Consider the following 26,039-nt stretch of genomic DNA (forward strand, 5'->3'; position numbering starts at 1 on the left):
GCGCGCGTCGGATGCGGGCTATACTTTTCCGTCTCGGTGAGCTGGGTGTGCCCGGCTTGCCGTTCGTTATTCACGTAGGGGCCCCGTCCTGGGTGCCCTCTCAGCAAAGAGCACCAGATGGCAACGATCAATCAGCTGGTCCGCAAGCCGCGGCAGGCGACCACGTACAAGAGCACTTCGCCTGCGCTGGCCAATTGCCCGCAGCGTCGCGGCGTCTGCACGCGCGTCTACACCACCACCCCGAAGAAGCCGAACTCGGCCATGCGCAAGGTGGCCAAGGTGCGCCTGACCAACGGTTACGAGGTCATCTCGTACATCGGCGGCGAAGGCCACAACCTGCAGGAGCACTCCGTGGTCCTGATCCGCGGCGGCCGCGTGAAGGATCTGCCGGGCGTGCGTTACCACACCGTGCGTGGCTCGCTCGACGCCGCCGGCGTCGCCAAGCGTCGCCAGCGTCGCTCCAAGTACGGCGCCAAGCGCCCGAAGTCCTGAGGAATTTGATCCATGTCGCGTAAAGGTTCCGCCCCGCAGCGTTCCGTCCTGCCCGATCCGAAGCATGGCAGCGAGACGATCGCGCGTTTCATCAACATGGTCATGAAGAGCGGCAAGAAGTCCGTCGCCGAGAAGATCGTCTATGGCGCAATGGACGTCATCGGCGAGAAGAACGACGCCCCGCTGGAGCTCGTCGAGAAGGCCCTGGGCAACGTGTCCCCGGCCGTCGAGGTGAAGTCCCGCCGCGTCGGTGGCGCCACCTACCAGGTGCCGGTCGAAGTGCGTGCCTCGCGTCGCATGGCGCTGGCCATGCGCTGGCTGATCGAGTCCGCCCGCAAGCGTGGCGAGAACAGCATGCCGCGCAAGCTGGCGGCCGAGCTGATCGACGCGTCCGAGAGCCGCGGCGGCGCCATCAAGAAGCGTGAAGAGACCCACCGCATGGCCGAAGCCAACAAGGCCTTCGCGCACTACCGCTGGTGATCCGGGCGACCCCTGCGCTCGACTGAGGGCAGGGGAGTCTGACGGCAGCCTTGCGGCTGCCATGGCGACGAAACTACGCCGCCTCGCGAACCGGATGCCGCCGTCAGGCGGCGTCCGGCCATCTGGAATTCGAAAACTATACGAGAGGGTCCCGTGGCTCGCACCACTCCCATCGAGCGTTACCGCAACTTCGGCATCATGGCCCACATCGATGCCGGCAAAACCACCACGTCCGAGCGCATCCTGTTCTACACGGGTGTCAGCCACAAGATCGGCGAAGTCCACGATGGCGCTGCCACCATGGACTGGATGGAGCAGGAGCAGGAGCGCGGCATCACCATCACCTCCGCGGCCACCACGGCCTTCTGGAGCGGCATGGACAAGTCGATGCCGCAGCACCGCCTGAACATCATCGATACGCCCGGCCACGTCGACTTCACCATCGAAGTCGAGCGTTCGCTGCGCGTACTCGACGGCGCGGTCTTCGTGCTGTGCGCCGTCGGTGGCGTGCAGCCGCAGTCCGAGACCGTCTGGCGCCAGGCCAACAAGTACCGCGTGCCGCGCATGGCGTTCGTCAACAAGATGGACCGCACCGGCGCCAACTTCGACAAGGTCGTCGAGCAGCTGAAGTCCCGCCTGGGCGCCTATCCGGTGCCGATGCAGGTGCCGATCGGCGCCGAGGACGGCTTCGAGGGCGTGGTCGACCTGGTCAAGATGAAGGCGATCCACTGGGACGTCGCTTCGCAGGGCACCGTGTTCGAGTACCGCGACGTGCCGGCCGAGCTGGCCGACAAGTGCGCCGAAGCCCGTAGCTTCATGGTCGAGGCCGCCGCCGAGGCCAGCGAAGAGCTGATGGACAAGTACCTGACCGATGGCGACCTCGACGAGGCCGACATCCTGGCGGGCCTGCGCGAGCGCACCCTGAAGGTGGAGATCGTGCCGGTCTTCGCGGGTACCGCGTTCAAGAACAAGGGCGTGCAGGCCATGCTCGACGGCGTCATCCAGCTGCTGCCGTCGCCGATCGACGTGCCGCCGGTGGCGGGCATCGACGAGGACGAGAAGGAAGACACCCGCAGCGCCGACGACAAGGCGCCGTTCTCGGCGCTCGCGTTCAAGATCATGACCGACCCCTTCGTGGGCTCCCTGACCTTCTTCCGCGTTTACTCGGGCGTGCTCAACTCCGGCGACCAGGTGTACAACCCGGTCAAGTCGAAGAAGGAGCGGGTGGGCCGCATCCTGCAGATGCACTCCAACAACCGCGAAGAGATCAAGGAAGTCCGCGCCGGCGACATCGCCGCGGCCGTGGGCCTGAAGGACGTCACCACCGGTGACACCCTGTGCGCCCAGGACCACATCATCACCCTGGAGCGCATGACGTTCCCGGAGCCGGTGATCTCGATGGCGGTGGAGCCCAAGACCAAGTCGGACCAGGAGAAGATGGGCATCGCCCTCGGCCGCCTGGCGCAGGAGGATCCGTCCTTCCGCGTGCGTACCGACGAAGAGTCCGGCCAGACCATCATCGCCGGCATGGGCGAGCTGCACCTGGACATCCTCGTGGACCGCATGAAGCGCGAGTTCAACGTCGAGGCCAACGTCGGCAAGCCGCAGGTCGCCTACCGCGAGACCATCCGCAAGCCGATCAAGGTCGAAGGCAAGTTCGTCCGCCAGTCCGGTGGTAAGGGTCAGTTCGGCCACGTCTGGATCGAGATGGAGCCCAACGAGCAGGGCGCCGGCTACGCGTTCGAGAACGCGATCGTCGGTGGCGTCGTGCCGAAGGAGTACATCCCGGCCGTCGACAAGGGCATCCAGGAAGCCGCCGCCAACGGCGTGCTGGCCGGCTACCCGATCGTCGACGTCAAGGTCAAGCTCGTGGACGGTTCGTACCACGAGGTCGACTCCTCGGAAATGGCGTTCAAGATCGCCGGCTCGATGGCCTTCAAGGAAGGCTTCATGAAGGCCAGCCCGGTCCTGCTGGAGCCGATGATGAAGGTCGAGATCGTCACCCCCGAGGAATACCTCGGCGACGTGATGGGCGACGTCAGCCGTCGTCGCGGCATGCTGGAAGGCCAGGAAGACAGCCCGTCGGGCAAGATCATCAACGCCAAGATCCCGCTGGGCGAGATGTTCGGTTACGCGACCACCCTGCGCTCGATGTCGCAGGGCCGCGCGACCTTCACGATGGAATTCGACCATTACGCCGAGGCGCCGGCCAACATCGCCGAAGCCGCAAGCAAGAAGAACTGATGGGTGCCGGCCACGGCCGGCCCCTCGACCATTTCAACGATCAATACGCAATTAAAAGGTAGATAGTCATGGCTAAGGGTAAGTTCGAGCGCACCAAGCCGCACGTGAACGTCGGCACGATCGGCCACGTTGACCACGGCAAGACCACGCTGACGGCTGCGCTGACGAAGGTGGGCGCCGAGCGTTTCGGTGGCGAGTTCAAGGATTACTCCGCGATCGACGCGGCGCCGGAAGAGAAGGCGCGCGGCATCACGATCTCGACCGCGCACGTGGAATACGAGTCCGAGACGCGCCACTACGCGCACGTGGACTGCCCGGGTCACGCCGACTACGTGAAGAACATGATCACGGGTGCGGCGCAGATGGACGGTGCGATCCTGGTGTGCTCGGCCGCTGACGGCCCGATGCCGCAGACGCGCGAGCACATCCTGCTGGCGCGCCAGGTCGGCGTTCCGTACATCGTCGTGTTCCTGAACAAGGCCGACATGGTGGACGACGCCGAGCTGCTGGAGCTGGTGGAGATGGAAGTGCGCGAGCTGCTGAGCAAGTACGACTTCCCGGGCGACGACACCCCGATCGTGCACGGTTCGGCGCTGAAGGCGCTGGAAGGCGACCAGAGCGAGATCGGCGTGCCTGCGATCCTGAAGCTGGTGGAAGCGCTGGACAGCTACATCCCGGAGCCGGAGCGCGACATCGACAAGGCGTTCCTGATGCCGGTCGAGGACGTTTTCTCGATCTCGGGCCGCGGCACGGTGGTGACCGGCCGCATCGAGCGCGGCATCATCAAGGTGGGCGACGAAATCGAGATCGTCGGTATCCGTCCGACCACCAAGACCACGGTCACGGGCGTGGAGATGTTCCGCAAGCTGCTGGACCAGGGCCAGGCGGGCGACAACGCGGGCCTGCTGCTGCGCGGTACGAAGCGTGACGACGTGGAGCGTGGCCAGGTGCTGGCCAAGCCGGGTTCGATCACCCCGCACACGCAGTTCGACGCCGAGGTGTACGTGCTGTCGAAGGACGAGGGCGGCCGTCACACGCCGTTCTTCAAGGGCTACCGTCCGCAGTTCTACTTCCGTACCACCGACATCACCGGTGCCGTGACCCTGCCCGAAGGCGTGGAGATGGTGATGCCGGGCGACAACGTGAAGATGGTGGTGGAGCTGATCAACCCGGTGGCGATGGACGAGGGCCTGCGCTTCGCGATCCGCGAAGGCGGCCGTACCGTCGGCGCCGGCGTGGTGGCCAAGATCCTCAAGTAATGACGCGGCCCGGCGCGTAGCCGGGCAGGCCGGGGAGGTGGGCTAGGTGCAGCCTCCCGGGCATGTCCCCTGAACGGGGACGAATACCGCGAAATGAGGGACAGGACGTCCCTCGTGTTCGCCCGACAGGGAAGCGTCGTATGGAAGGGCAGCGTGGGCTGGGCGCGTTCAGCGTCCCGGCTTGACGATGTCGTTACATACGCCTTATACTTTTCTGTCTGGGCGGGCCAGTTTCACTGGCCTGCCCTTTTTCCCGACTGCGAGGAGGGGTTTTCCTGGCAGCGGGTGCTGTTTTCCACGGGGTTCTGCGCACCCAGCCGCAGGCCTGTCGCTCTTTAACGAAGGAATACCGTCATGGCGGACCAAAAGATCCGGATTCGGCTCAAAGCGTACGATCATCGCCTGATCGACCGCTCGGCCAGCGAGATCGTTGAGACGGCGAAGCGGACTGGCGCGCAAGTGCGTGGCCCGATCCCTCTGCCGACCAAGATCGAGCGCTACACCATCCTCGTTTCCCCGCACGTCGACAAGGACGCGCGCGACCAGTACGAGACCCGCACGCACAAGCGCGTGCTCGACATCGTCGACCCCAACGACAAGACCGTGGACGCGCTGATGAAGCTCGAGCTCGCGGCTGGCGTCGACGTCCAGATCAAGCTGACCTGAGGCAACCACCATGACCGCGAAGAAGTATTCGTTGGGCATTGTCGGTCGCAAGGCCGGCATGAGCCGCGTGTTCACCACCGACGGCAAGTCGGTGCCGGTGACCCTCATCGAGGCCACCCCGAACCGCATCACCCAGATCAAGACCGTCGACAGCGACGGTTACACCGCCGTGCAGGTCACCGCCGGCGTCAAGCGCGCATCGCTCGTCAACAAGCCCGAGGCCGGTCACCTGGCCAAGGCCAAGGTCGAAGCCGGCCGTGGCCTGTGGGAGTTCCGCGTGGCCGAAGACAAGATCGGCGACTTCAATGTCGGTGGCGAGATCAAGGCCGACATCTTCGAAGTCGGCCAGATCGTCGACGTCCAGGGCGTGACCAAGGGCAAGGGCTTCCAGGGCACCATCAAGCGCTGGAACTTCAAGATGGGCGACGCGACCCACGGTAACTCGCTGTCGCATCGCGCCCCCGGTTCGATCGGCCAGCGCCAGACGCCGGGCCGCGTTTTCCCGGGCAAGAAGATGTCCGGCCACATGGGTGCCGTCCAGCAGAGCACGCAACGCCTGGAAGTGGTGAAGGTCGACGCCGAGCGCGGCCTGATCGCCATCAAGGGTGCCGTGCCGGGCGCACCGGGTGGCGACGTCATCGTGCGTCCCTCGAGCAAGGCATAAGGAGAGATGACGATGGAACTCGCCATCAATAACAGCAAGAAGACGGTGTCGGTCTCCGACGCGATCTTCGGTCGCGAATTCAGCGAGGACCTGGTCCACCAGGTGGTCGTTGCCTATCGCAATGCCGGCCGCGCCGGCACCAAGGCCCAGAAGACCCGCTCGGAAGTCGCCGGTACGACCAAGAAGTCGAAGAAGCAGAAGGGTGGCGGCGCGCGTCATGGCGCCCTGACCGCTCCGATCTTCATCGGCGGTGGCGTGACCTTCGCGGCCAAGCCGCGCAGCTTCGCGCAGAAGGTCAACCGCAAGATGTACCGTGCAGCGATCGCCGCGATCCTGTCCGAGCTGAACCGCCAGGGCCGCATCACGGTCGTCGAGAGCTTCGACGTCGATGCCGCCAAGACCAAGAGCCTGGTCGGCAAGCTCAAGGAACTCGAGGTGGGCAAGCGCCCGCTGATCGTCACCGAGGAAGCCACCGAGAACCTGTACCTCTCGGCCCGCAACCTGCCGTACGTCGAAGTCCGTGACGTCCAGGGCCTGGATCCCGTCGCCCTGGTGGGCGCCGATTCGGTCGTGGTCACCGCCGACGCGGTCAAGAAGATCGAGGAGTGGCTGGCATGAACGACGCCAAGCTCTACAACATCATCCGTGCGCCGCGCGTGTCCGAGAAGACCGCGCGCCTGCAGGAAGTCTCCAACCAATACGTCTTCGAAGTAGCGACGGACGCGACCAAGGCCGACATCAAGGTGGCCATTGAGAAGCTGTTCGACGTGAAGGTCGAGGCAGTCAATGTGGTGAACGTGAAGGGCAAGAGCAAGGCCTTCCGCTTCCGCATGGGCCGCCGTGCCGACTGGCGCAAGGCGTACGTGAAGCTGGCCGAAGGCCAGTCGATCGATGTGATGGCCACGGCCTGAGGATAGACCCATGGCATTGATGACATTCAAACCCACCTCGCCCGGCCGCCGTTCGGCCGTCCGCGTGGTGACGCCCGGCCTGCACAAGGGCGCCCCGCACGCCGCGCTGGTCGAGAAGAAGAGCAAGACCGGTGGCCGCAACCACCACGGTCGGATCACCACCCGCCACGTCGGCGGTGGCCACAAGCAGCACTACCGCATCATCGACTTCAAGCGCAACAAGGAAGGCATCCCGGCGCGCGTGGAGCGGATCGAATACGATCCGAACCGCACCGCCCACATCGCCCTGCTGTGCTACGTCGACGGTGAGCGCCGCTACATCATCGCCCCGAAGGGCCTGAAGGCCGGCGACCAGGTGATCGCGGGTCGCGACGCCCCGATCCGCGTCGGCAACACGCTGCCGCTGACCAACGTCCCGGTCGGTTCGACGGTGCATTGCATCGAGATGAAGCCGGGCAAGGGCGCCCAGATCGCCCGCGCCGCCGGCGCCAGCGTCCAGCTGGTCGCCCGCGAGCACGGCTACGCCACGCTGCGCCTCCGCTCCGGCGAGATGCGCAAGGTGCCGGCCGAGTGCCGCGCCACCATCGGCGAAGTCGGCAACGACGAGCACAACCTGGAGAAGCTGGGCAAGGCGGGCGCGAAGCGCTGGCGCGGCGTTCGTCCCACCGTCCGCGGTGCGGCCATGAACCCGGTCGACCACCCGCACGGCGGTGGTGAAGCCAAGGCCGGCCAGGGTAATCCGCATCCGGTCACCCCGTGGGGCGTCCCGACCAAGGGTTACAAGACCCGCAAGAACAAGCGCACCCAGCAGTTCATCGTGCGCGATCGTAGGAGCTAATCGGCCATGGCACGTTCACTGAAGAAAGGCCCGTTCGTCGATCACCACCTGATGAAGAAGGTGGAGACCGCGGGCAACAACAAGAAGCCGATCAAGACCTGGTCGCGTCGCTCGATGGTTCTGCCGGAGATGGTGGGTTTCACCATCGCCGTGCACAACGGTCGCAACCACATCCCCGTGCTGGTCAACGAGAACATGGTTGGCCACAAGCTCGGCGAGTTCGCCCTGACGCGTACCTTCAAGGGTCACGTCGGCGACAAGAAGAGCCGATAAGGAGATGACCATGGAAGCGAAAGCCATCCTGCGTACCGCACGCATCTCCCCGCAGAAAGCCCGCCTGGTCGCCGACCAGGTCCGCGGTCTCTCGGCCGAGCGCGCCGTCAACCTGCTGAAGTTCTCCGACAAGAAGGCCGCGGGCATGATCCGCAAGGTCGTCGAGTCGGCCATCGCCAACGCGGAGAACAACCAGGGCGCCGACATCGACGAGCTCAAGGTCAAGACCATCATGGTGGACGAGGGTCCGACGCTGAAGCGCTTCATGGCGCGAGCGAAGGGCCGCGGCACCCGCATCCTCAAGCGCACCAGCCACATCACTGTGGTTGTGGGCGCCGGCAAGTAAGGCGGAGTCAGACTAATGGGTCATAAAGTTCATCCTACTGGCATCCGCCTTGGCATCTCCAAGGACTGGAACTCCAAGTGGTTTGCCAACAAGAAGCAGTACGCCGAGTTCCTGGTGACGGACCTGAAGGTCCGCGAGATGCTTCGCAAGAAGCTCTCGCAGGCCGGCATTTCCCGCATCTTCATCGAGCGTCCCGCCAACAACGCGCGCGTCACGATCCACACCGCCCGTCCGGGCGTTGTGATCGGCAAGCGCGGTGAGGACATCGAGAAGCTGCGCAAGGAAGTCAGCGACCTGATGGGCGTTCCGGCGCACATCAACGTCACCGAGGTCCGCAAGCCGGAGCTCGACGCGCAGCTGGTCGCCGAGTCGATCGCGCAGCAGCTCGAGCGCCGCATCATGTTCCGTCGCGCGATGAAGCGCGCCGTCGGCAACGCGATGCGCCTCGGCGCCCTGGGCATCAAGGTCAACGTCGCAGGCCGCCTCAACGGTGCGGAAATCGCCCGTTCGGAGTGGTATCGCGAAGGCCGCGTGCCGCTGCACACCCTGCGTGCCGACATCGACTATGGCTTCGCCGAAGCCAAGACGACCTACGGCATCATCGGCATCAAGGTATGGGTCTACAAGGGCGAGATCTTCGATTTCTCCCAGGTGGGTCAGGAAAAGCCGGAAGAGAACGCGCGCGGCGACCGCGGCGATCGTCCCTCCCGTCCGGCGCGTCCGGCCCGTCCGGCCCGCGAATCGAGGTAAACGACCATGTTGCAACCCAAGCGAACCAAATACCGCAAGGTGCACAAGGGCCGTAACGAGGGCCTGAGCTGGAACGGCAATGCCGTCAGCTTCGGCGAGTACGGCCTCAAGGCCACCGCGCACGGCCAGATCACGGCGCGCCAGATCGAGGCGGCCCGCCGTTCGATCAGCCGCTACGTCAAGCGCGGCGGCAAGATGTGGATCCGCGTCTTCCCGGACAAGCCCATCACCAAGAAGCCCATCGAAGTCCGAATGGGTTCGGGTAAGGGCAACGTCGAGTACTGGGTCGCGCAGATCCAGCCCGGCCGCATGATCTACGAGATCGAGGGCGTCAGCGAGGAAGTGGCGCGCGAGGCATTCCGCCTGGCGTCCGCCAAGCTGTCGGTGACCACCACTTTCGTGACCCGGACGGTGCGGTAATGGAACTCAAGCAACTGCGTGAAAAATCGGCTGACGAGCTGCAGGCCCACCTGGTCGAACTGCACAAGGAGAGCTTCGCCCTCCGCATGCAGAAGGCCACCGGCCAGCTCGCCAAGACCCATGAAGCCCGCCGGGTGCGCCGCGAGATCGCGCGCGTCAACACCCTGCTGGGTCAGAAGAAGTAAGGACCCGTCATGACCGACAACAATACAGAGAAGGCGCTGCGCACGGTCGAAGGACGCGTGGTCAGCAACAAGATGGACAAGACCGTCACCGTGCTCGTCGAGCGCCAGGTCAAGCACGCGCTGTACGGCAAGTACATCCGTCGCTCGACCAAGCTCCACGCCCATGACGGCGACAACGCATGCAACGAGGGCGACATCGTCCGCCTCACCGAGTGTGCACCCCTGTCCAAGACCAAGAACTGGCGCGTGGTGAAGATCGTCACCCGCGCGGTCGAATAACCGAGGAGGCTGAACCATGATCCAGATGCAAAGCTACCTCGGGGTGGCCGACAACTCGGGTGCGAAGGAAGTGATGTGCATCAAGGTGCTGGGCGGCTCCAAGCGCCGTTATGCCGGCATCGGCGACATCATCAAGGTGACCGTCAAGGACGCCATCCCGCGCGGCAAGGTGAAGAAGGGTGACGTCTACGACGCCGTCGTGGTGCGTACCCGCAAGGGCGTGCGTCGTCCGGACGGCTCGCTGATCCGTTTCGACGGCAACGCCGCCGTCCTGCTGAACAGCAAGCACGAGCCGATCGGCACCCGTATCTTCGGGCCCGTGACCCGTGAGCTTCGTTCCGAGAAGTTCATGAAGATCGTCTCGCTCGCGCCTGAAGTGCTCTGAGCGGAGGAATAGAGAAATGAACCGTATCCGCAAGGGTGACCAAGTGATCGTCACCGCCGGCAAGGACAAGGGCAAGAAGGGTGATGTGCTGCGCGTCGACGGCGACAAGGTCGTCGTGTCGAACATCAACATCATCAAGCGCCACACCAAGCCGAACCCGCAGGCCGGCCAGCCTGGCGGCGTCATCGAGCGCGAAGCGCCGATCGACATTTCCAACGTGATGCTCTTCAACCCGGCCACTGGCAAGGGTGAGCGCATTGGTTTCAAGGTGCTGGAGGATGGACGCAAACTGCGTGTGTTCCGCTCCAGCGGTGAGGCGGTCGACGCCTGAGGAATGCCCAAATGACCCGGCTTGAAAAGATTTATAAGGAAGAGGTGGTTCCTGCGCTGACCGAGAAGTTCGGTTACAAGAACCCCATGGAAGTGCCCCGTCTCGTCAAGATCACGCTGAACATGGGCGTGGGCGAAGCGGCCACCAACAAGAAGGTCCTCGAGAACGCCGTGGCCGACATGGCCAAGCTCTCGGGCCAGCAGCCCATCGTGACGAAGAGCCGCGTGTCGGTCGCTTCGTTCAAGATCCGCGACGGCTGGCCGATCGGCTGCAAGGTGACCTTGCGTCGCGCCAAGATGTTCGAGTTCCTCGATCGCCTGGTGAACGTGGCCCTGCCGCGCGTGCGCGACTTCCGCGGCGTGTCCGCCAAGTCGTTCGACGGTCGCGGCAACTACAACATGGGCGTCAAGGAGCAGATCATCTTCCCGGAGATCGACTACGACCAGGTCGACGCGCTGCGCGGCATGGACATCGCGATCACCACCACCGCGAAGACCGACGCCGAGGCCCGGGCCCTGCTCGAAGCCTTCCGTTTCCCCTTCCGCAACTGATCCGAGGACATACACCATGGCCAAGACCTCAATGGTCAACCGCGAGATCAAGCGGGCCAAGCTGGCGGCGAAGTATGCCGCCAAGCGCGACGAGCTGAAGAAGATCATCTCCAGCGACCGCTCCTCCTACGAGGAGAAGCTGGAGGCAGCGGTCAAGCTGCAGAAGCTGCCCCGCGACTCCTCGCCGAGCCGCCAGCGCAACCGTTGTGCCCTGACCGGTCGTCCGCGTGGCGTCTACGCGAAGTTCGGCCTGGGCCGCAACAAGCTGCGCGAAGCCACCATGCGTGGCGACGTGCCGGGCCTGCGCAAGGCCAGCTGGTAACACACAAGGCCGGCAAGTCTGCTAGACTTGCCGGCTGCGTTGCAGGAAACGCCCCGGCCCCGTCCGGGGCGCCAGCGTTACAACTGATCCGTATTACTGAAAACCCGCAATTCCGCGGATATCGGTGCTACTCATAAGGTGAATACTCCATGAGCATGACTGATCCCATCGCCGACATGCTGGTGCGCATCAAGAATGCCGCCGCGGTCCGCAAGCCGACGGTGAAGATGCCGTCGTCCAAGATCAAGGTCGCGATCGCAGCCGTCCTGAAGGAAGAAGGCTACATCGTCGACTCCAGCGTCACCGACCAGGGCAACGGCAAGGCCGAGCTCGAGATCGTGCTGAAGTACTACGAAGGCAAGCCGGTCATCGACCGCCTCGAGCGCTACTCGCGCTCCGGCCTGCGCCAGTACCGCGGCAAGGACGCGATCCCCAAGGTCCTCAACGGCCTGGGCGTCGCCATCATCTCCACCTCGAAGGGCATCATGACCGACTCGCAGGCGCGCCAGCAGGGCGTCGGCGGTGAAGTCCTGTGCTTCGTGGCCTAAGGGAGGAACTGCAATGTCCCGAGTTGCCAAGAAGCCGATCGCCCTCCCGAAGGGTGTCGAGCTGAACATCCAGGCCGACAACGTCAGCGTCAAGGGCCCGAAGGGCACCCTGTCGATCGCGCGTCCCGCCGGTGTCGAGATCGCCATCGAGGACGGCCAGGTCCAGCTGTCGCCGGCCACCGCCGAGCAGACCGCCATCACCGGCACCCTGCGCGCGATCATCGCCAACATGGTCCACGGCGTCTCCGAGGGCTTCGAGCGCAAGCTGGAGCTGGTGGGCGTCGGTTACCGCGCCTCGATGTCGGGCAAGGACCTGAACCTGTCGCTGGGTTTCTCCCATCCGATCGTGTTCCCGGCCCCGGAAGGCATCACCATCGCCACCCCGACCCAGACCGAAGTGCTGGTGCAGGGCGCCGACAAGCAGCGCGTGGGTGAAGTCGCCGCCAAGATCCGCAGCTTCCGTCCGCCGGAGCCCTACAAGGGCAAGGGCGTGAAGTACAGCGACGAAACCATCATTCGCAAGGAAGCCAAGAAGGCCTAACCGGGTCTTCAGCTTTCGAGGAACAAAACATGAACAAGAACATTGCCCGTCTGCGTCGCGCCAAGTCGACCCGCGCGCACATCCGCGAGCTCGGCGTGCCGCGCCTGTCGGTCCTGCGTACCGGCCAGCACCTCTACGCCCAGGTCTTCACGGCCGACGGCTCGAAGGTCCTGGCGGCCGCGTCGACCACCCAGGCCGACGTCCGCGATGGCCTGAAGAACGGCCACAACGCCGAAGCCGCCGCCAAGGTGGGTCGCGCCATCGCCGAGAAGGCCAAGGCGGCCGGTATCGAGAAGGTCGCCTTCGACCGCTCGGGCTACCGCTACCACGGCCGCATCAAGGCGCTGGCCGAAGCGGCCCGCGAGGGCGGCCTGCAGTTCTAAGGCTTGAAGCGGCATGGGGGCGACCCCATGCCGTCGTCGTACCCGCCGGCACGGGCGTGCCGGACGCTGCAACGAATTCTCGTTGCAGCGGAGCACCCGAGGCGCTTCACAACGATAAGCGGCAACGCCGCAAATTTCTCCAACTACAGGAATACAGAAAATGGCAGAAGATCGGGCACCGCGGGGTCGTGATCGCGACCGTAACCGCGAAGAGATCGACGACGGCATGATCGAGAAGCTGATCGCGGTCAACCGCGTCAGCAAGACCGTCAAGGGCGGCCGCCAGTTCACCTTCACCGCGCTGACGGTGGTGGGCGACGGCGAGGGTCGCATCGGCTTTGGTTACGGCAAGGCGCGCGAAGTGCCGGTCGCGATCCAGAAGTCGATGGAGTACGCCCGCAAGAACATGGTCAACGTCGACCTGAACAACGGCACCCTGTGGCACCCGGTGAAGTCCGGCCACGGCGCGGCCCGCGTGTACATGCAGCCCGCCTCCGAGGGTACCGGCGTGATCGCCGGTGGCGCGATGCGCGCCGTGCTCGAGGCCGTCGGCGTGAAGGACGTGCTGGCCAAGGCGGTGGGTTCGCGCAACCCGATCAACCTGGTGCGCGCGACCGTGCGCGGCTTGGCCGACATGCAGTCGCCGGCCAGGATCGCCGCCAAGCGTGGCAAGAAGGTGGAGGATCTGATCCATGGCTAAGAAGCCAAGCGAAGGCGGCACCGTGAAGGTGCGTCTGGTCAAGGGCCTGCGTGGTTCGCAGGCACGCCACCGCCTGTCGGTGCGCGCCCTGGGCCTGAACAAGCTCAATGACGTCCGTGAACTGAAGGACAGCCCGCAGGTGCGCGGCCTGATCAACAAGGTCCACTACCTGGTCCGGGTCGAGGAGTAATCATCATGCGTCTGAACACACTCAAGCCCGCAGAGGGCGCCCGCGAAGACCGCAAGCGCGTCGGTCGCGGCATCGGCTCCGGCCTGGGCAAGACCTGTGGCCGTGGCCACAAGGGCTCGTTCGCGCGCGCCGGCAAGGGCAAGATCAAGGCCGGCTTCGAAGGCGGCCAGATGCCCATGCACATCCGCCTGCCCAAGGTTGGTTTCCGTTCGCGGATGGCCAAGGACACCGCCGAAGTGCTGCTGTACCAGCTGGACAAGCTGGAGGCCGGCGAGGTCGATTTCGCCGCCCTGCGCGCCGCGAAGCTGGTCCCGGCGACCGCCAAGAAGGCCAAGGTCGTCGCCAAGGGCGAGCTGACCAAGGCGTTCGTGCTCAAGGGCCTGCTGGCGACGGCGGGTGCGAAGGCGGCGATCGAAGCCGCCGGCGGCAAGGTCGAGGAGTAAGCACCGGATGGCGCGTAGCGGCAATGCGATGGCCGGCATGGGCGGCGGGCTCGGGAAGTTCACCGAGCTCCGCCAGCGTCTCCTGTTCGTTGTGGGTGCGCTGATCGTCTATCGCATCGGCTGCTACATCCCGGTGCCGGGCGTCAATCCGGATGCCATGCTCCAGTTGATGGAGAGCCAGGAAGGCACCATCGTGGACATGTTCAACATGTTCTCCGGTGGTGCCCTGTCGCGCTTCAGCCTGTTCGCGCTGAACGTGATGCCGTACATCTCCGCGTCCATCATCGTCCAGCTGCTGGTCAACATGGTGCCGAGCCTGAAGGCCATCCAGAAGGAGGGCGAGTCGGGCCGCCGCAAGATCAACCAGTGGTCGCGCATGGGCGCGATCCCGCTGGCGGTGTTCCAGGCATGGGGCATCGCCACCGCGCTCCAGGCGGGCGGCGCGAGCCAGGGCATCCAGGTGGTCTACAACCCCGGCCCGGGCTTCATCCTGACCGCCGTGGTCGCGCTGACCGCGGGCACCATGTTCCTGATGTGGCTGGGTGAGCAGATCACCGAGCGCGGCGTCGGCAACGGTATCTCGCTGATCATCTTCGCCGGCATCGTCGCGGGCCTGCCCGCAGCGGTGATCGGCATGTTCCAGCAGATCAACAACGGCGACATGAGCGTCATCAGCGCGATCCTGATCGCGGCGATCGTGCTCGGCTTCACCTATTTCGTGGTGTTCGTGGAGCGCGGCCAGCGTCGCATCACGGTGAACTACGCGCGTCGCCAGGGCGGTCGCAGCGCGTACATGAACCAGTCCTCGTTCCTGCCGCTCAAGCTGAACATGGCGGGCGTCATCCCGGCCATCTTCGCCTCGAGCATCGTGATGTTCCCGGCGACCGCCGCCAACTGGTTCAGCCAGGGCAGTTCGTCGTCGTGGCTCCTTCAGGTCAGCCAGTGGCTGAACCCGGGCGAGCCGCTCCACATGATCTTCTACGGCGGCATGATCGCGGGCTTCGCGTTCTTCTACACGGCGCTCGTGTTCAATTCCCAGGAAACCGCGGACAACCTGAAGAAGCAGGGCGCCCTGATCCCGGGCATCCGGCCGGGCAAGGCCACCGCCGAGTACATCGACGGCGTGCTGACCCGCCTGACGGCCGCCGGCGCCGCCTACCTGGTGCTTGTCTGCCTGCTGCCGGAAGTGATGCGCAAGGAACTGAATACCTCGTTCTACTTCGGCGGCACCTCGCTGTTGATCGTGGTGGTGGTGGTGATGGACTTCATCGCGCAGATCCAGGCGCACCTGATGTCGCACCAGTACGAGAGCCTGCTCAAGAAGGCGAACCTGAAGGGTTCGCGTTCCGGGCGCTGATGGAATGCAGTCGCGCCGGGCCCCAGGGCACCGGCGCAGGCAGGGCGGACCCCGGTCCGCCTGCCAGGCGGCCGCCGGCCTCGACCGGCTTTCGCGATCCGGATTCCCGTCCGGACAAACGTGATGGGCGACCCGCGCGGCAATTCCAGGCGCGGGTGGTTCCAGGCCATACGCGCACCAGAGTAGTGCGCGGGGCCGGCAGGGGGTTCCAGACCCTGCCGGTACAGCCCGGGGCCGTCGCCGGAGCATGGGCACACTCCCCATGCCGGGCCATGCGCCGTGCCTTGGCGTAGGGCTTCCTGTAACCCTGGAATTTTGCTATCATTTCCGATTCACTCCGCCGGGCAATTTCCTGCCTGGCCGCCAAACCAGTTGGAGATCGCGTTATGGCGCGTATTGCAGGCGTCAATCTGCCGCCACAGAAACATGTCTGGGTGGGTATCCAGAGCATCTACGGCATCGGTCGTACCCGTTCGGTCCAGGTCTGCGATGCAGCCGGGATCGAGAAGACGACCAAGATCCGTGACCTGTCCGAGCCCGAAGTCGAGCGCCTGCGCGCCGAGATCGGCAAGTACGTGGTCGAAGGCGACCTGCGTCGCGAGATCGGCATGTCGCTCAAGCGTCTGATGGACCTGGGCTGCTACCGCGGCCTGCGTCATCGTCGCGGCCTCCCGCTGCGTGGCCAGCGCACCAAGACCAATGCACGCACCCGCAAGGGTCCGCGCAAGGCCATCAAGAAGTAAGGAACCCAGATCATGGCCAAGCCGGCAGCAGCCAAGACGAAGAAGAAGATCAAGCGCGTCGTCACCGACGGCATCGCCCACGTCCACGCTTCTTTCAACAACACCATCATCACGATCACCGACCGCCAGGGCAATGCGCTGTCGTGGGCGACCTCGGGTGGCGCGGGTTTCCGCGGCTCGCGCAAGTCGACCCCGTTCGCCGCGCAGGTCGCCGCCGAGCGCGCCGGTCGTGCCGCGCTCGACTACGGCGTGAAGTCGCTGGAAGTGCGCATCAAGGGCCCGGGTCCGGGTCGTGAGTCAGCCGTTCGTTCGTTGAACAACGTCGGCTACAAGATCATCAACATCATCGACGTGACGCCGATCCCGCACAACGGGTGTCGTCCGCCGAAAAAGCGTCGCGTCTGAGGAGCTGAAGAATAATGGCTCGTTATATTGGTCCCAAGTGCAAGCTCTCCCGTCGCGAAGGCGCAGACCTCGGTCTGAAGTCGCCGGCGCGGGCGCTCGATTCCAAGTGCAAGCTGGAGCAGAAGCCCGGCCAGCACGGTCCGAACGTACGTCGCGGCAAGCTGTCCGACTACGCCAACCAGCTGCGTGAAAAGCAGAAGGTCAAGCGTATCTACGGCCTGCTCGAGCGTCAGTTCCGCAACTACTACAAGAAGGCCTCGACCAAGAAGGGCAACACGGGTGAGAACCTGCTGCAGCTCCTCGAGACCCGCCTGGACAACGTCGTCTACCGCATGGGCTTCGCCGTCACCCGCCCGGCTGCGCGCCAGCTGGTGTCGCACCGTGGCGTCACGGTCAACGGCCAGTCGGTGAACCTGCCGTCCTACCAGGTCAAGGCCGGTGACGCGATCGCGCTGTCCGAGCGTGCCCAGAAGCAGCTCCGCGTCCAGGAGTCGCTGACGGTCGCCCAGCAGATGGACCTTTCCCCGTCCTGGGTCGAGGTCGACAGCAAGAAGTTCAGTGGTGTGTTCAAGGCCGTGCCGGATCGTACCGACCTGCCTTCCGACATCAATGAAGCGCTGATCGTCGAGCTGTACTCGAAGTAATCCATTTCACGCGCCTCCGGCCCCCCGGAGGCTCGCAGGAGACACCCAAACATGACGGTTACCGCCAATCAGGTACTGCGTCCGCGCGGTCCCCAGATCGAACGCCTCACCGGCAACCGTGCCAAGGTCGTGATCGAGCCGCTGGAACGCGGCTACGGCCACACCCTGGGCAACGCGTTGCGTCGCGTGCTGCTGTCGTCGATCCCGGGTTTCGCCATCACCGAGGTCGAGATCGACGGCGTGCTCCACGAGTACACCACGGTCGAAGGCCTGCAGGAGGACGTGCTCGAGGTGCTGTTGAACCTCAAGGACGTCGCCATCCGCATGCACACCGGTGAGACCGCCACCCTGGCGCTGAGCAAGCAGGGCCCCGGCGTCGTCACCGCGGCCGACATCAAGGCCGACCACAACGTCGAGATCCTGAACGCCGACCATGTCATCGCGCACCTGACCAAGGACACCGCGATCAACATGCGCCTGAAGATCGAGCGTGGCTACGGCTACCAGCCGGCCGCCGCGCGTCGTCGTCCCGACGAGGACAACCGCGCCATCGGCCGCCTGATGCTGGATGCCAGCTTCAGCCCGGTCCGCCGCGTGGCCTATGCCGTGGAAGCGGCCCGCGTCGAGCAGCGCACCGACCTGGACAAGCTGGTCCTGGACATCGAGACCAACGGCACGATCGACGCCGAGGAAGCCGTCCGCACCGCGGCCGACATCCTCACCGACCAGCTGTCGGTGTTCGGTGACTTCACCCAGCGCGACCGTGGCCAGGCCAAGCCGCAGACCGGTGGCGTGGATCCGGTGCTGCTGCGCCCGATCGACGACCTCGAGCTGACCGTGCGTTCGGCCAACTGCCTCAAGGCCGAGAGCATCTACTACGTCGGCGACCTGATCCAGAAGACCGAGGTCGAGCTGCTCAAGACCCCGAACCTGGGCAAGAAGTCGCTCACCGAGATCAAGGAAGTCCTCGCCCAGCGCGGCCTCTCCCTTGGCATGAAGCTCGAGAACTGGCCGCCGGCGGGCATTGCCTCGCACGGCATGATGGGCTGAGCGACCGCATCGGGCTGATGTCCCCAGGGGCATCGGCCGCGGTCGCGAACACCCGTCCGGGCGGGACAGGCAGGGCTCCCCGGAGCCCCGCCGGGCCGCCGGGGCCCTGCAGTAATACCGGGTGCACGGCTGCGTGGCGACACGCGGCCGAGGCCCCAGGCCGACGGACCCGAAGGTCCGCGGCAACGTCCGCCCAGGGAGGGTCGGTCCGGACCATCCGCAGTCCAATTTCCAGCGCCAGGACGGCGACAGCGATCTCCAGCAGTTCCATCATTCAACAGGACACACAGTCATGCGCCACCAGAAAGCCGGACGCAAGTTCAACCGCACCAGCGCGCATCGCGATGCGATGTTCCGCAACATGGCCGCCTCGCTGATCAAGCACGGCCTGATCCGCACCACGCTGCCGAAGGCGAAGGAGCTGCGCCGCGTCGCCGAGCCGCTCATCACCCTCGCCAAGACCGATGGCGTCGCCAACCGCCGCCTCGCGTTCTCCCGCCTGCGCGACAAGGAAGCCGTCGGCACCCTGTTCGTCGAGCTGGGCCCGCGTTACCGCGAGCGTCCGGGCGGCTACCTGCGCATCCTCAAGTGCGGCTTCCGCGCTGGCGACAATGCGCCGATGGCCTACGTCGAGCTGGTCGACCGCCCGGAGGCGGCCGCCGCCGAATAAGTCGCGCGTGCCGGCGCGCCATGCCAGCGGCATGGCAGCGCGAAGCGCGTGACCGCGGAACCCCGGGAAACCCCCGGGGTTTCTTGCGTCTGGCGACAGGCGCGGCTGATCCGCCCGCTTGGGTGCTAGGCAGCCGCGCCGGCAGACCTTAAGCTGTCGGCCATGACGCGAACCTCACGCTTGGCCGCCGCTTCGTTCCGGACCCGTTTCCTGCTGGGCATGCTTGCCTGCGCCGCACTGCTGGCGTTTGCGCTCCATACCCAGTTCCGCGACATCAATCCGCTTGAGCCATGCCCGCTGTGCATCTTCCAGCGCGTGGCTTTCGTCGCGCTGGGCCTGGTGTTTCTGGTCGGCGGGCTGCATGCGCCCGGCTCGGTGTCGGGGCGCCGTGCCTACGGCGTGCTGGCCTTCCTCGCCGGTGCGGCCGGCATCGCGGTCGCCGGCAACCACGTCCGCCTGCAGCACCTGCCGCCGGACCAGGTCCCGGCCTGTGGCCCGGGGCTGGACTACATGCTCGATGCGATGCCGCTGACCGGCGTGATCCGCAAGGTCATGACCGGCTCGGGCGAGTGCGCGAACGTCGACTGGGCGTTCCTCGGCCTGTCGATGCCTGCGTGGAGCCTGCTGTGCTTCGTGGTATTGACGCTCTGGGCGCTGTATTCGGCGTTCCGCAAAGCCTGAACGCGCTCCTCGGTTGCGCACGCAACCGTTGCAGGGGGTGGACGCTTGGTCGATGATGTCGTGTCGCAACGCATCATTTCCCCCGACATGAACACTCAAGACCGCAAACTCCGTGCCGTGAAGCTTCCCAAGGACTGGGCGCCCTCCGGGTGGCGCAACCTCACCGCGCTGCAGCAGCCGACGTATCCGGATGCCGCCGCGCTGGAAGGGGTGCTGGAAGAGTTGCGGGCCCTGCCGCCCCTGGTCACGTCCTGGGAGATCCTGGCGCTCAAGCAGCAGCTGGCCGACGCGCAGGAAGGCAAGCGCTTCCTGCTGCAGGGCGGCGACTGCGCCGAGACCTTCGACGCCTGCACGCCCGACGTCATTTCCAACCGCCTCAAGGTGCTGCTGCAGATGAGCCTGGTGCTCGTCCATGGCATGCGCAAGCCGGTGGTGAGGGTGGGGCGCTTCGCCGGCCAGTACGCCAAGCCGCGCTCGGCGGACATGGAAACCATCGACGGCGTGAGCTTGCCGAGCTATCGCGGCGACCTGGTCAATGCGCCGGAATTCACCGAGGCCGCGCGGGTCCCGGACCCGCGACGGATGATCAAGGGGCACGCCCGTTCGGCGATGACGATGAACTTCGTCCGTTCGCTGATCGACGGTGGTTTCGCCGACCTCCACCATCCCGAATACTGGAACCTGGGCTGGGTCGGGCACTCGCCGCTGGCCGACGAGTACCGCCACATGGTGGCGGCGATCGGCGACGCCGTGCGTTTCATGGAGACCCTGTCCGGCCAGGAAGTGCACAACCTCAACCGGGTCGATTTCTACACCTCCCACGAGGCGCTGCTGCTGCCCTACGAGGAATCGCAGACACGGCAGGTGCCGCGCCACTGGGGCTGGTTCAACCTGAGCACCCATTACCCCTGGATCGGCATGCGCACCGCGGCGCTTGATGGTGCGCATACGGAGTACTTCCGTGGAATCCGCAATCCCATCGCGGTCAAGGTCGGTCCATCGGTCGAGCCCGACCAGCTGCTGAAGCTGATGGACGTGCTCAATCCCGAGGACGAGCCGGGACGCCTGACCTTCATCCACCGCATGGGGGCGAAGGCGATCGCCGAGAAGCTGCCGCCGCTGCTCAATGCAGTGCAGCGCGACGGCCGCCGGGTGCTGTGGGTCTGCGATCCGATGCACGGCAATACCGAAGCCACCAGCAACGGCTACAAGACGCGCCGCTTCCGCAACATCCGCAGCGAGCTGGAAGACGCCTTCGAGCTGCACGCAGCGGCCGGCACGCGCCTGGGCGGCGTGCACCTGGAGCTCACCGGCGAGGATGTCACCGAGTGCCTGGGCGGTGCCCGCGAATTGACCGAGAGCGATCTCGAGCGCGCGTACCACTCCACCGTGGATCCGCGCCTGAACTACGAACAGGCGCTGGAAGTGGCGATGCTCATCGTCCGCAAGCAGGCCCAGATCGGCGCCCCTTCCAAGGCCTGATGCCAGCGCCGCCGCCGACGCGGCGCCTTCGATCGGATGTCAGCGGCCGGCGCCCTGTGCGCCGGCCGTTTCGTTTTCGCCGACCCGTGGCTGGAGCGCGGCGGTCGACAGGAAGCGCGGCGGCGTGCGCGCCTTCGACAGTTGCTCGTAGGCGTGTCCCAGCGCGATCAGGCGCGGTTCGCTCCAGGCGGTGCCCATGAAGACCAGGCCGATCGGCAGGCCATGGCTCTGGCCCATCGGCACGGTCAGGCTGGGGTAGCCGGCGACAGCCGCGGCGCCGTATCCCGCGCCGGTGAAGTGATCGCCCAGCACCGGGTCGATGGGCCAGGCCGGCGAGGTCGCCGGAACGAGCAGGGCGTCGAGTTCCTGCGCCTGCAGCGCGGCATCGATGCCCGCCTCACCGGCCAGGCGACGCGCTTCGCGTCGCGCGTCCAGGTAAGCCTCTTCGTTCAGGGGACCCTTGGCGCGGGCCTGCTCGAACAGTTCCTGGCCGAACCACGGCATCTCGGTGTCGGCGTGCGCCTGGTTGTAGGCCATGAGCGCGTCAAGGGTCTTGACCGGGGCGTCGTGGCTGCGCAGGTAGTGCTCGAGGCCGTTCTTGAATTCGTAAAGCAGCACTTCGAACTCGGCCTGCCGCCATTCGCCGGCGGTGGGGATCTCGGCATCGACGACGGTGGCGCCGGCGGCCCGCATTGCCTCCACGGCGCGCTCAAGGGCGGCGTCGACGTCGGGATGGAAGCCCATGCTGCCGCGAAGCAGGCCGATGCGCGCGCCGCGCAGGGCATCGGGATCCAGGTGGGCGGGATAGTCGAAGACGGCGCGGCCGACACTGTTGCCGGTGGCGGCGTCGGCATCGTCGCGACCGGCCATCGCGGCCAGCAGGATCGCCGCATCGGCGACGCTGCGGGTCATCGGGCCGGCCGTGTCCTGGCTGCTGGAGATCGGGATGATGCCGTTGCGGCTGACCAGCCCGACCGTCGGCTTGAGTCCCACGAGCCCGGCGACCGCCGACGGACAGATGATGCTGCCGTCGGTCTCGGTCCCGATGCCCACCGCGGCAAGGTTGGCGCTGATCGCGCTTCCGGTGCCGGCGCTGGAGCCGCAGGGACTGCGGTCGAGCGCGTAGGGATTGAGCGTCTGCCCACCCCGGCCACTCCATCCCGAGCTGGAGCGGGTGGAGCGGAAGTTGGCCCACTCGCTCAGGTTGGTCTTGCCCAGGATCACCGCGCCCGCGGCCCTCAGCCGTTCGACCAGGAAGGCATCGCGCGAGGGCCGGTGTTCGGCGAGCGCGAGCGAACCGGCCGAGTTGACCATGGGCGTCGCGTCGATGTTGTCCTTGACCAGGACCGGAATCCCGTGCAGGGGGCCCAGTACCGGACCGGCCTTGCGCTGAGCGTCGCGGGCGGCGGCTTCTTCAAGGGCGTCGGGATTGATCTCGATCACCGCGTTGAGCGTGGGGCCGGCGTCGTCGATCGCGGCGATGCGGTCGAGGTAGGCCTGGGTGAGGGCCTGGCTGCTGGTCTCGCCACGCGCCATGCGCGCCTGCAGGGCCTGGATGTCGAGTTCGGCGAAGACGAAGCCATCCATGCCCGCGGCGGCTGCCGGCGTCGTGGCGACTGGCGCCGGCGATGCGTCCGCCGGCGGCGTCGCGGCCTGGACGTTGCCCGGTTCGCTGGCGGGTTGGCAGGCGGCCAGCAGGAGCAGGCCGGCGGTGGCAAGCATGGAGCGCATGGGCGATTCCCCGTCGCGGATGGCTGCCGTCGAGCATAGCGAGCCCCTGTCGCGACGGGTCCGGCGGATGGCGTGAGCGGTCGCTGGGGATGTCCCTGCGGCGCGGGCTCAGCTGCCCAGGCCCAGGGCGAGGGCGCCGATGCCGGCGATGTACGCCAGCAGCACCGTCCATGAGTCGAGGCCCAGGCCGGCAAAGCGTCGCCGCGGTCCCGATCGCATGCCGACGAGGTACGCGACGGTGAGTATCACCCCGAGCCCGGCAAGATAGGCGTCGCTGTCGCCCAGGCTCCCGAGCACCGGGGTGCCGGCGAGCACGGTAGCCAGCACCAGCAGGATCGGCAGGAAGGCATTGCCGCCGAAGATGTCGCTCATCGCCAGTTGCCATCGACGCATGCGGATGGACTCCAGCCCGCTGGAGACTTCCGGCAACGCGGTCGCGGCTGCAAGGACGGTGGCGGCGAAGACCACGCCGTCCATGCCGATGCGCCCGGCGATCGCGTCGCCGCACAGTTCCAGGCCGACGCCGGCGACCAGGGTAGCCAGGGACGCGAACGCGAAGTGGAAGAGGGTGCGCGCAGTGCCCGGCCCGGCGCTGGACTCCGGGTTTTCGACGCCGACCGCATCCGCACCGGGCGCATCCGGACCGGCGACACCGGCCTGCGGCGGCGTGGCGACCGGCAGGAAACGCATGGCCAGCAGTGCGCCCAGCCAGGCGAGCGCGAGCAACACCTCGGCCGCGGTCAGCCCCCTGGCGAATGGGGCGCTGTCCCAGCGTCGCCCCAGGATCACGATCCCCAGCATGACGACGACCAGCGCGGCTTCGAGCCGCAGTTGCGGCGAGTCGGCGAGCCGGGCCAGGGGAGCTTCCTCGCGCCGGCTGGCCGCGTCGAGCACGACCAGCACCAGGGTCTGGATGGCCACGCCGCCGAGCAGGTTGCCGACGGCCACCTCGATGCGACCCTGCAGCGAGGCGCTGGCGACGATGGCGATCTCGGGCAGGTTGGTGACGATCGCCAGCAGCACCATGCCGCCGACCGCCTGGCCCCAGCCGAAACGCCGGTCGAGCCGATCGGTGCTTCGCGACAGCACGATGCCGGCGCGCCAGACCACGCTGGCCGCCAGCGCGAACACCAGGCAAAGAAATGGCAGCGGGAGATGACTCACGCTGCCATTCTAGGGTGCCGCGGGCCGCAGGATCAGGCGGCGCGCGAGGCCCGCTTGCGATCGCTCTCGGTCAGGAACTTCTTGCGCAGGCGGATCTCCTTCGGGGTGATCTCGACCAGCTCGTCGTCCTCGATGAAGTCCAGCGCCTGCTCCAGCGAGTACTTGATCGCCGGGCTCAGCGCGATCGCGTCGTCCTTGCCCGAGGCGCGCATGTTGGTCAGCGGCTTGGGCTTGATCGCGTTGACGGTCAGGTCGTTGTCCTTGGAGTGGATGCCGACCAGCTGCCCTTCGTACACCGCGTCGCCCTCGGCCGCGAACAGCTTGCCGCGCTCCTGCAGCGGTCCGAGCGAATAGGCGGGGGTGGTGCCGGCGGCGTTGGCGATCATCACGCCGTTGATGCGCTTGGCGATCGCACCCTGCTCCTTGGGCCCATAGTGGTCGAACACGTGGAACAGCAGGCCCGAGCCCTGGGTGAGGGTCTTGAACTCGTTCTGGAAGCCGATCAGGCCGCGCGCCGGGATCATGTACTCCAGGCGCACGCGGCCCTTGCCGTCGGGCTCCATGTTCTTGAGCTGGCCCTTGCGGGTGCCGAGCTTCTCCATCACGCCGCCCTGGTGGACTTCCTCGACGTCGACGACGAGCTGCTCGATCGGCTCCATCAGCTGGCCTTCGATCTCCTTGATGATGACCTCGGGGCGCGACACCGCCAGCTCGAAGCCCTCGCGGCGCATGTTCTCGATCAGCACCGAGAGGTGGAGCTCGCCGCGGCCGGAGACGAGGAACTTGTCCGCGTCCTCGAGCTGCTCGACCTTGAGCGCGACGTTGTGCACGGTCTCGCGCTCGAGGCGGTCCTTGATCTGGCGGCTGGTCAGGAACTTGCCGCCGGACAGGTCCTTGTTGCCCGCGAACGGCGAGTTGTTGACCTGGAAGGTCATCGAGATCGTCGGTTCGTCGACGGTCAGCGGCGGCAGCGCCTCGGGGGTGTCGAGCGCGCAGACGGTGTCGGAGATCGTCAGTTCCTGGATGCCCGAGATGGCGACGATGTCGCCGGCCTGCGCGCTCTCCTGCTCGATCCGCTCCAGGCCCAGGAAGCCGAGCACCTGCAGGACCTTGCCCTGGCGCTTCTTGCCCTCGCGGTCGATCACCGCCACCGGCATGTTCTTCTTCAGGGTGCCGCGCTGGATGCGGCCGATGCCGATGACGCCGACGAAGTTGTTGTAGTCCAGCTGGCTGATGCGCATCTGGAAGGGGCCGTCGGGGTCGACTTCAGGCTTCGGCGCGTGCTGCATGATCGCTTCGTAGAGCGGGGTCATGTCGCCCGAGCGGACGCTGTCGTCGAGGCTGGCATAGCCGTTCAGCGCCGAGGTGTAGACGATCGGGAAGTCGAGCTGCTCGTTGGTCGCACCGAGCTTGTCGAACAGGTCGAACACCTGGTCGATCACCCAGTCGGGGCGTGCGCCGGGGCGGTCGATCTTGTTGACCACCACGATCGGCTTGAAGCCCATCGCGAAGGCCTTCTGGGTCACGAAGCGGGTCTGCGGCATGGGGCCGTCCATCGCGTCGACCAGGATCAGCACGGTGTCGACCATCGACAGCACGCGCTCGACCTCGCCGCCGAAGTCGGCGTGGCCCGGGGTGTCGACGATGTTGATCCGGTTGCCCTGCCAGGTGATGGCGGTGTTCTTGGCCAGGATCGTGATGCCACGTTCCTTTTCCTGGTCGTTGCTGTCCATCACGCGTTCGGCGAGGACGGTGCGGTCGGACAGGGTGCCGGACTGCTTCAGGAGGCAGTCGACGAGGGTGGTCTTGCCATGGTCGACGTGGGCGACGATGGCGATGTTGCGCAGGCGTTCGACGGAATTGGATGCGGACATGCGGAATGGACGCCGGCGAAGGCGTCAGGGTCGCGGA

Annotated in this window: 36 protein-coding genes; 33 read left to right on the forward strand and 3 right to left on the reverse strand. The window is 66.1% G+C overall.

Annotation, left to right across the window (positions count from 1 at the left end):
* Positions 1-117 precede the first annotated feature (117 nt).
* The 33 genes from rpsL to H4F98_RS03760 all read left to right on the forward strand — a co-directional run bounded on the left by rpsL (position 118) and on the right by H4F98_RS03760 (position 21,233).
* Positions 118-492 carry a 30S ribosomal protein S12 gene (rpsL, locus tag H4F98_RS03600; protein WP_141519609.1) on the forward strand — a complete coding sequence of 125 codons (375 nt, stop codon included), beginning with the start codon at positions 118-120 and terminating at the stop codon, positions 490-492.
* A gap of 12 nt (positions 493-504) precedes the next feature.
* The gene (gene rpsG / locus H4F98_RS03605) at positions 505-972 is read left to right on the forward strand and encodes a 30S ribosomal protein S7 (protein WP_141519610.1); all 468 of its coding nucleotides are present in this window, start codon (positions 505-507) and stop codon (positions 970-972) included.
* Positions 973-1,125: 153 nt separating this feature from the next.
* On the forward strand, positions 1,126-3,216 hold the full coding sequence (fusA, locus tag H4F98_RS03610) for an elongation factor G (protein ID WP_182685293.1): 2,091 nt from the start codon (positions 1,126-1,128) through the stop codon (positions 3,214-3,216).
* Positions 3,217-3,284: 68 nt separating this feature from the next.
* Entirely contained in the window at positions 3,285-4,475 is a 1,191-nt protein-coding gene (tuf, locus tag H4F98_RS03615; RefSeq protein ID WP_182685288.1) for an elongation factor Tu, read from the forward strand.
* Between the two features lie 354 nt (positions 4,476-4,829).
* Positions 4,830-5,141: a 30S ribosomal protein S10 gene (rpsJ, locus tag H4F98_RS03620; RefSeq protein ID WP_027070119.1), complete on the forward strand. Its 312-nt coding sequence runs from the start codon at positions 4,830-4,832 to the stop codon at positions 5,139-5,141.
* Positions 5,142-5,151: 10 nt separating this feature from the next.
* Positions 5,152-5,805, forward strand: coding sequence for a 50S ribosomal protein L3 (gene rplC, locus H4F98_RS03625; protein ID WP_141519283.1), 654 nt, complete (start codon positions 5,152-5,154; stop codon positions 5,803-5,805).
* A gap of 12 nt (positions 5,806-5,817) precedes the next feature.
* Positions 5,818-6,423, forward strand: a complete 606-nt coding sequence (gene rplD, locus H4F98_RS03630; protein WP_141519284.1) for a 50S ribosomal protein L4 — start codon at positions 5,818-5,820, stop codon at positions 6,421-6,423.
* Positions 6,420-6,716, forward strand: coding sequence for a 50S ribosomal protein L23 (rplW, locus tag H4F98_RS03635; protein WP_141519285.1), 297 nt, complete (start codon positions 6,420-6,422; stop codon positions 6,714-6,716). Before rplD ends, rplW begins: the two co-directional genes overlap by 4 nt.
* A 10-nt stretch (positions 6,717-6,726) precedes the next feature.
* On the forward strand, positions 6,727-7,554 hold the full coding sequence (gene rplB / locus H4F98_RS03640; protein ID WP_182685294.1) for a 50S ribosomal protein L2: 828 nt from the start codon (positions 6,727-6,729) through the stop codon (positions 7,552-7,554).
* A 6-nt stretch (positions 7,555-7,560) separates the two neighbouring features.
* Complete coding sequence (gene rpsS, locus H4F98_RS03645; RefSeq protein ID WP_141519287.1) at positions 7,561-7,827, forward strand: 30S ribosomal protein S19; 267 nt, start codon at positions 7,561-7,563, stop codon at positions 7,825-7,827.
* Between the two features lie 10 nt (positions 7,828-7,837).
* On the forward strand, positions 7,838-8,173 hold the full coding sequence (gene rplV / locus H4F98_RS03650; protein ID WP_111267074.1) for a 50S ribosomal protein L22: 336 nt from the start codon (positions 7,838-7,840) through the stop codon (positions 8,171-8,173).
* A 15-nt stretch (positions 8,174-8,188) separates the two neighbouring features.
* On the forward strand, positions 8,189-8,923 hold the full coding sequence (rpsC, locus tag H4F98_RS03655) for a 30S ribosomal protein S3 (RefSeq protein WP_141519288.1): 735 nt from the start codon (positions 8,189-8,191) through the stop codon (positions 8,921-8,923).
* A 6-nt stretch (positions 8,924-8,929) separates the two neighbouring features.
* Complete coding sequence (gene rplP, locus H4F98_RS03660) at positions 8,930-9,343, forward strand: 50S ribosomal protein L16 (protein WP_111267072.1); 414 nt, start codon at positions 8,930-8,932, stop codon at positions 9,341-9,343.
* The gene (rpmC, locus tag H4F98_RS03665) at positions 9,343-9,528 is read left to right on the forward strand and encodes a 50S ribosomal protein L29 (protein ID WP_141519289.1); all 186 of its coding nucleotides are present in this window, start codon (positions 9,343-9,345) and stop codon (positions 9,526-9,528) included. Before rplP ends, rpmC begins: the two co-directional genes overlap by 1 nt.
* 9 nt (positions 9,529-9,537) lie before the next feature.
* Positions 9,538-9,807, forward strand: coding sequence for a 30S ribosomal protein S17 (gene rpsQ, locus H4F98_RS03670; RefSeq protein WP_141519290.1), 270 nt, complete (start codon positions 9,538-9,540; stop codon positions 9,805-9,807).
* 16 nt (positions 9,808-9,823) lie between these two features.
* Positions 9,824-10,192 carry a 50S ribosomal protein L14 gene (gene rplN / locus H4F98_RS03675; RefSeq protein ID WP_141519291.1) on the forward strand — a complete coding sequence of 123 codons (369 nt, stop codon included), beginning with the start codon at positions 9,824-9,826 and terminating at the stop codon, positions 10,190-10,192.
* Positions 10,193-10,208: 16 nt separating this feature from the next.
* A complete protein-coding gene (gene rplX / locus H4F98_RS03680) occupies positions 10,209-10,523 on the forward strand; it encodes a 50S ribosomal protein L24 (RefSeq protein ID WP_141519292.1) in 315 nt (104 codons plus the stop codon).
* An 11-nt stretch (positions 10,524-10,534) separates the two neighbouring features.
* Positions 10,535-11,074 (forward strand): 50S ribosomal protein L5, encoded by a 540-nt coding sequence (gene rplE / locus H4F98_RS03685; protein WP_182685295.1) that lies wholly within the window; start codon positions 10,535-10,537, stop codon positions 11,072-11,074.
* Between the two features lie 16 nt (positions 11,075-11,090).
* A complete protein-coding gene (gene rpsN, locus H4F98_RS03690) occupies positions 11,091-11,396 on the forward strand; it encodes a 30S ribosomal protein S14 (protein WP_141519294.1) in 306 nt (101 codons plus the stop codon).
* A gap of 149 nt (positions 11,397-11,545) precedes the next feature.
* Positions 11,546-11,944: a 30S ribosomal protein S8 gene (gene rpsH / locus H4F98_RS03695; protein WP_141519295.1), complete on the forward strand. Its 399-nt coding sequence runs from the start codon at positions 11,546-11,548 to the stop codon at positions 11,942-11,944.
* A gap of 13 nt (positions 11,945-11,957) precedes the next feature.
* The gene (rplF, locus tag H4F98_RS03700; RefSeq protein WP_182685296.1) at positions 11,958-12,485 is read left to right on the forward strand and encodes a 50S ribosomal protein L6; all 528 of its coding nucleotides are present in this window, start codon (positions 11,958-11,960) and stop codon (positions 12,483-12,485) included.
* A gap of 29 nt (positions 12,486-12,514) precedes the next feature.
* A complete protein-coding gene (gene rplR / locus H4F98_RS03705; protein WP_141519297.1) occupies positions 12,515-12,868 on the forward strand; it encodes a 50S ribosomal protein L18 in 354 nt (117 codons plus the stop codon).
* Positions 12,869-13,028: 160 nt separating this feature from the next.
* Entirely contained in the window at positions 13,029-13,568 is a 540-nt protein-coding gene (gene rpsE, locus H4F98_RS03710) for a 30S ribosomal protein S5 (protein WP_141519298.1), read from the forward strand.
* Positions 13,561-13,758: a 50S ribosomal protein L30 gene (rpmD, locus tag H4F98_RS03715; RefSeq protein ID WP_141519299.1), complete on the forward strand. Its 198-nt coding sequence runs from the start codon at positions 13,561-13,563 to the stop codon at positions 13,756-13,758. The genes rpsE and rpmD overlap by 8 nt, the downstream gene beginning before the upstream one ends.
* Entirely contained in the window at positions 13,758-14,201 is a 444-nt protein-coding gene (gene rplO, locus H4F98_RS03720; RefSeq protein ID WP_182685462.1) for a 50S ribosomal protein L15, read from the forward strand. Before rpmD ends, rplO begins: the two co-directional genes overlap by 1 nt.
* Positions 14,202-14,208: 7 nt before the next feature.
* The gene (gene secY, locus H4F98_RS03725; RefSeq protein ID WP_182685297.1) at positions 14,209-15,558 is read left to right on the forward strand and encodes a preprotein translocase subunit SecY; all 1,350 of its coding nucleotides are present in this window, start codon (positions 14,209-14,211) and stop codon (positions 15,556-15,558) included.
* A 386-nt stretch (positions 15,559-15,944) separates the two neighbouring features.
* Positions 15,945-16,301, forward strand: a complete 357-nt coding sequence (gene rpsM / locus H4F98_RS03730; RefSeq protein ID WP_141519302.1) for a 30S ribosomal protein S13 — start codon at positions 15,945-15,947, stop codon at positions 16,299-16,301.
* A gap of 12 nt (positions 16,302-16,313) precedes the next feature.
* Positions 16,314-16,706 (forward strand): 30S ribosomal protein S11, encoded by a 393-nt coding sequence (gene rpsK, locus H4F98_RS03735; RefSeq protein WP_141519303.1) that lies wholly within the window; start codon positions 16,314-16,316, stop codon positions 16,704-16,706.
* Between the two features lie 14 nt (positions 16,707-16,720).
* Positions 16,721-17,350, forward strand: coding sequence for a 30S ribosomal protein S4 (gene rpsD / locus H4F98_RS03740; RefSeq protein ID WP_141519304.1), 630 nt, complete (start codon positions 16,721-16,723; stop codon positions 17,348-17,350).
* 51 nt (positions 17,351-17,401) lie between these two features.
* Positions 17,402-18,400: a DNA-directed RNA polymerase subunit alpha gene (locus tag H4F98_RS03745; protein WP_141519305.1), complete on the forward strand. Its 999-nt coding sequence runs from the start codon at positions 17,402-17,404 to the stop codon at positions 18,398-18,400.
* Positions 18,401-18,692: 292 nt separating this feature from the next.
* On the forward strand, positions 18,693-19,070 hold the full coding sequence (gene rplQ / locus H4F98_RS03750; RefSeq protein ID WP_182685298.1) for a 50S ribosomal protein L17: 378 nt from the start codon (positions 18,693-18,695) through the stop codon (positions 19,068-19,070).
* Between the two features lie 162 nt (positions 19,071-19,232).
* Positions 19,233-19,751 (forward strand): disulfide bond formation protein B, encoded by a 519-nt coding sequence (locus H4F98_RS03755; RefSeq protein WP_182685299.1) that lies wholly within the window; start codon positions 19,233-19,235, stop codon positions 19,749-19,751.
* A gap of 87 nt (positions 19,752-19,838) precedes the next feature.
* Positions 19,839-21,233, forward strand: a complete 1,395-nt coding sequence (locus H4F98_RS03760) for a class II 3-deoxy-7-phosphoheptulonate synthase (protein WP_182685300.1) — start codon at positions 19,839-19,841, stop codon at positions 21,231-21,233.
* A gap of 39 nt (positions 21,234-21,272) precedes the next feature.
* On the opposite strand, the gene H4F98_RS03765 is transcribed toward H4F98_RS03760, so the two are convergent.
* The 3 genes from H4F98_RS03765 to typA all read right to left on the reverse strand — a co-directional run bounded on the left by H4F98_RS03765 (position 21,273) and on the right by typA (position 26,002).
* Positions 21,273-22,964 carry an amidase gene (locus H4F98_RS03765; RefSeq protein ID WP_182685301.1) on the reverse strand — a complete coding sequence of 564 codons (1,692 nt, stop codon included), beginning with the start codon at positions 22,962-22,964 and terminating at the stop codon, positions 21,273-21,275.
* Positions 22,965-23,072: 108 nt separating this feature from the next.
* Complete coding sequence (locus tag H4F98_RS03770) at positions 23,073-24,128, reverse strand: sodium:calcium antiporter (protein WP_182685302.1); 1,056 nt, start codon at positions 24,126-24,128, stop codon at positions 23,073-23,075.
* A gap of 32 nt (positions 24,129-24,160) precedes the next feature.
* Positions 24,161-26,002, reverse strand: a complete 1,842-nt coding sequence (gene typA, locus H4F98_RS03775; RefSeq protein WP_182685303.1) for a translational GTPase TypA — start codon at positions 26,000-26,002, stop codon at positions 24,161-24,163.
* Positions 26,003-26,039: the final 37 nt, after the last annotated feature.

Source organism: Marilutibacter spongiae (genome assembly GCF_014145325.1).
Taxonomy (GTDB): Bacteria; Pseudomonadota; Gammaproteobacteria; order Xanthomonadales; family Xanthomonadaceae; genus Marilutibacter; species Marilutibacter spongiae.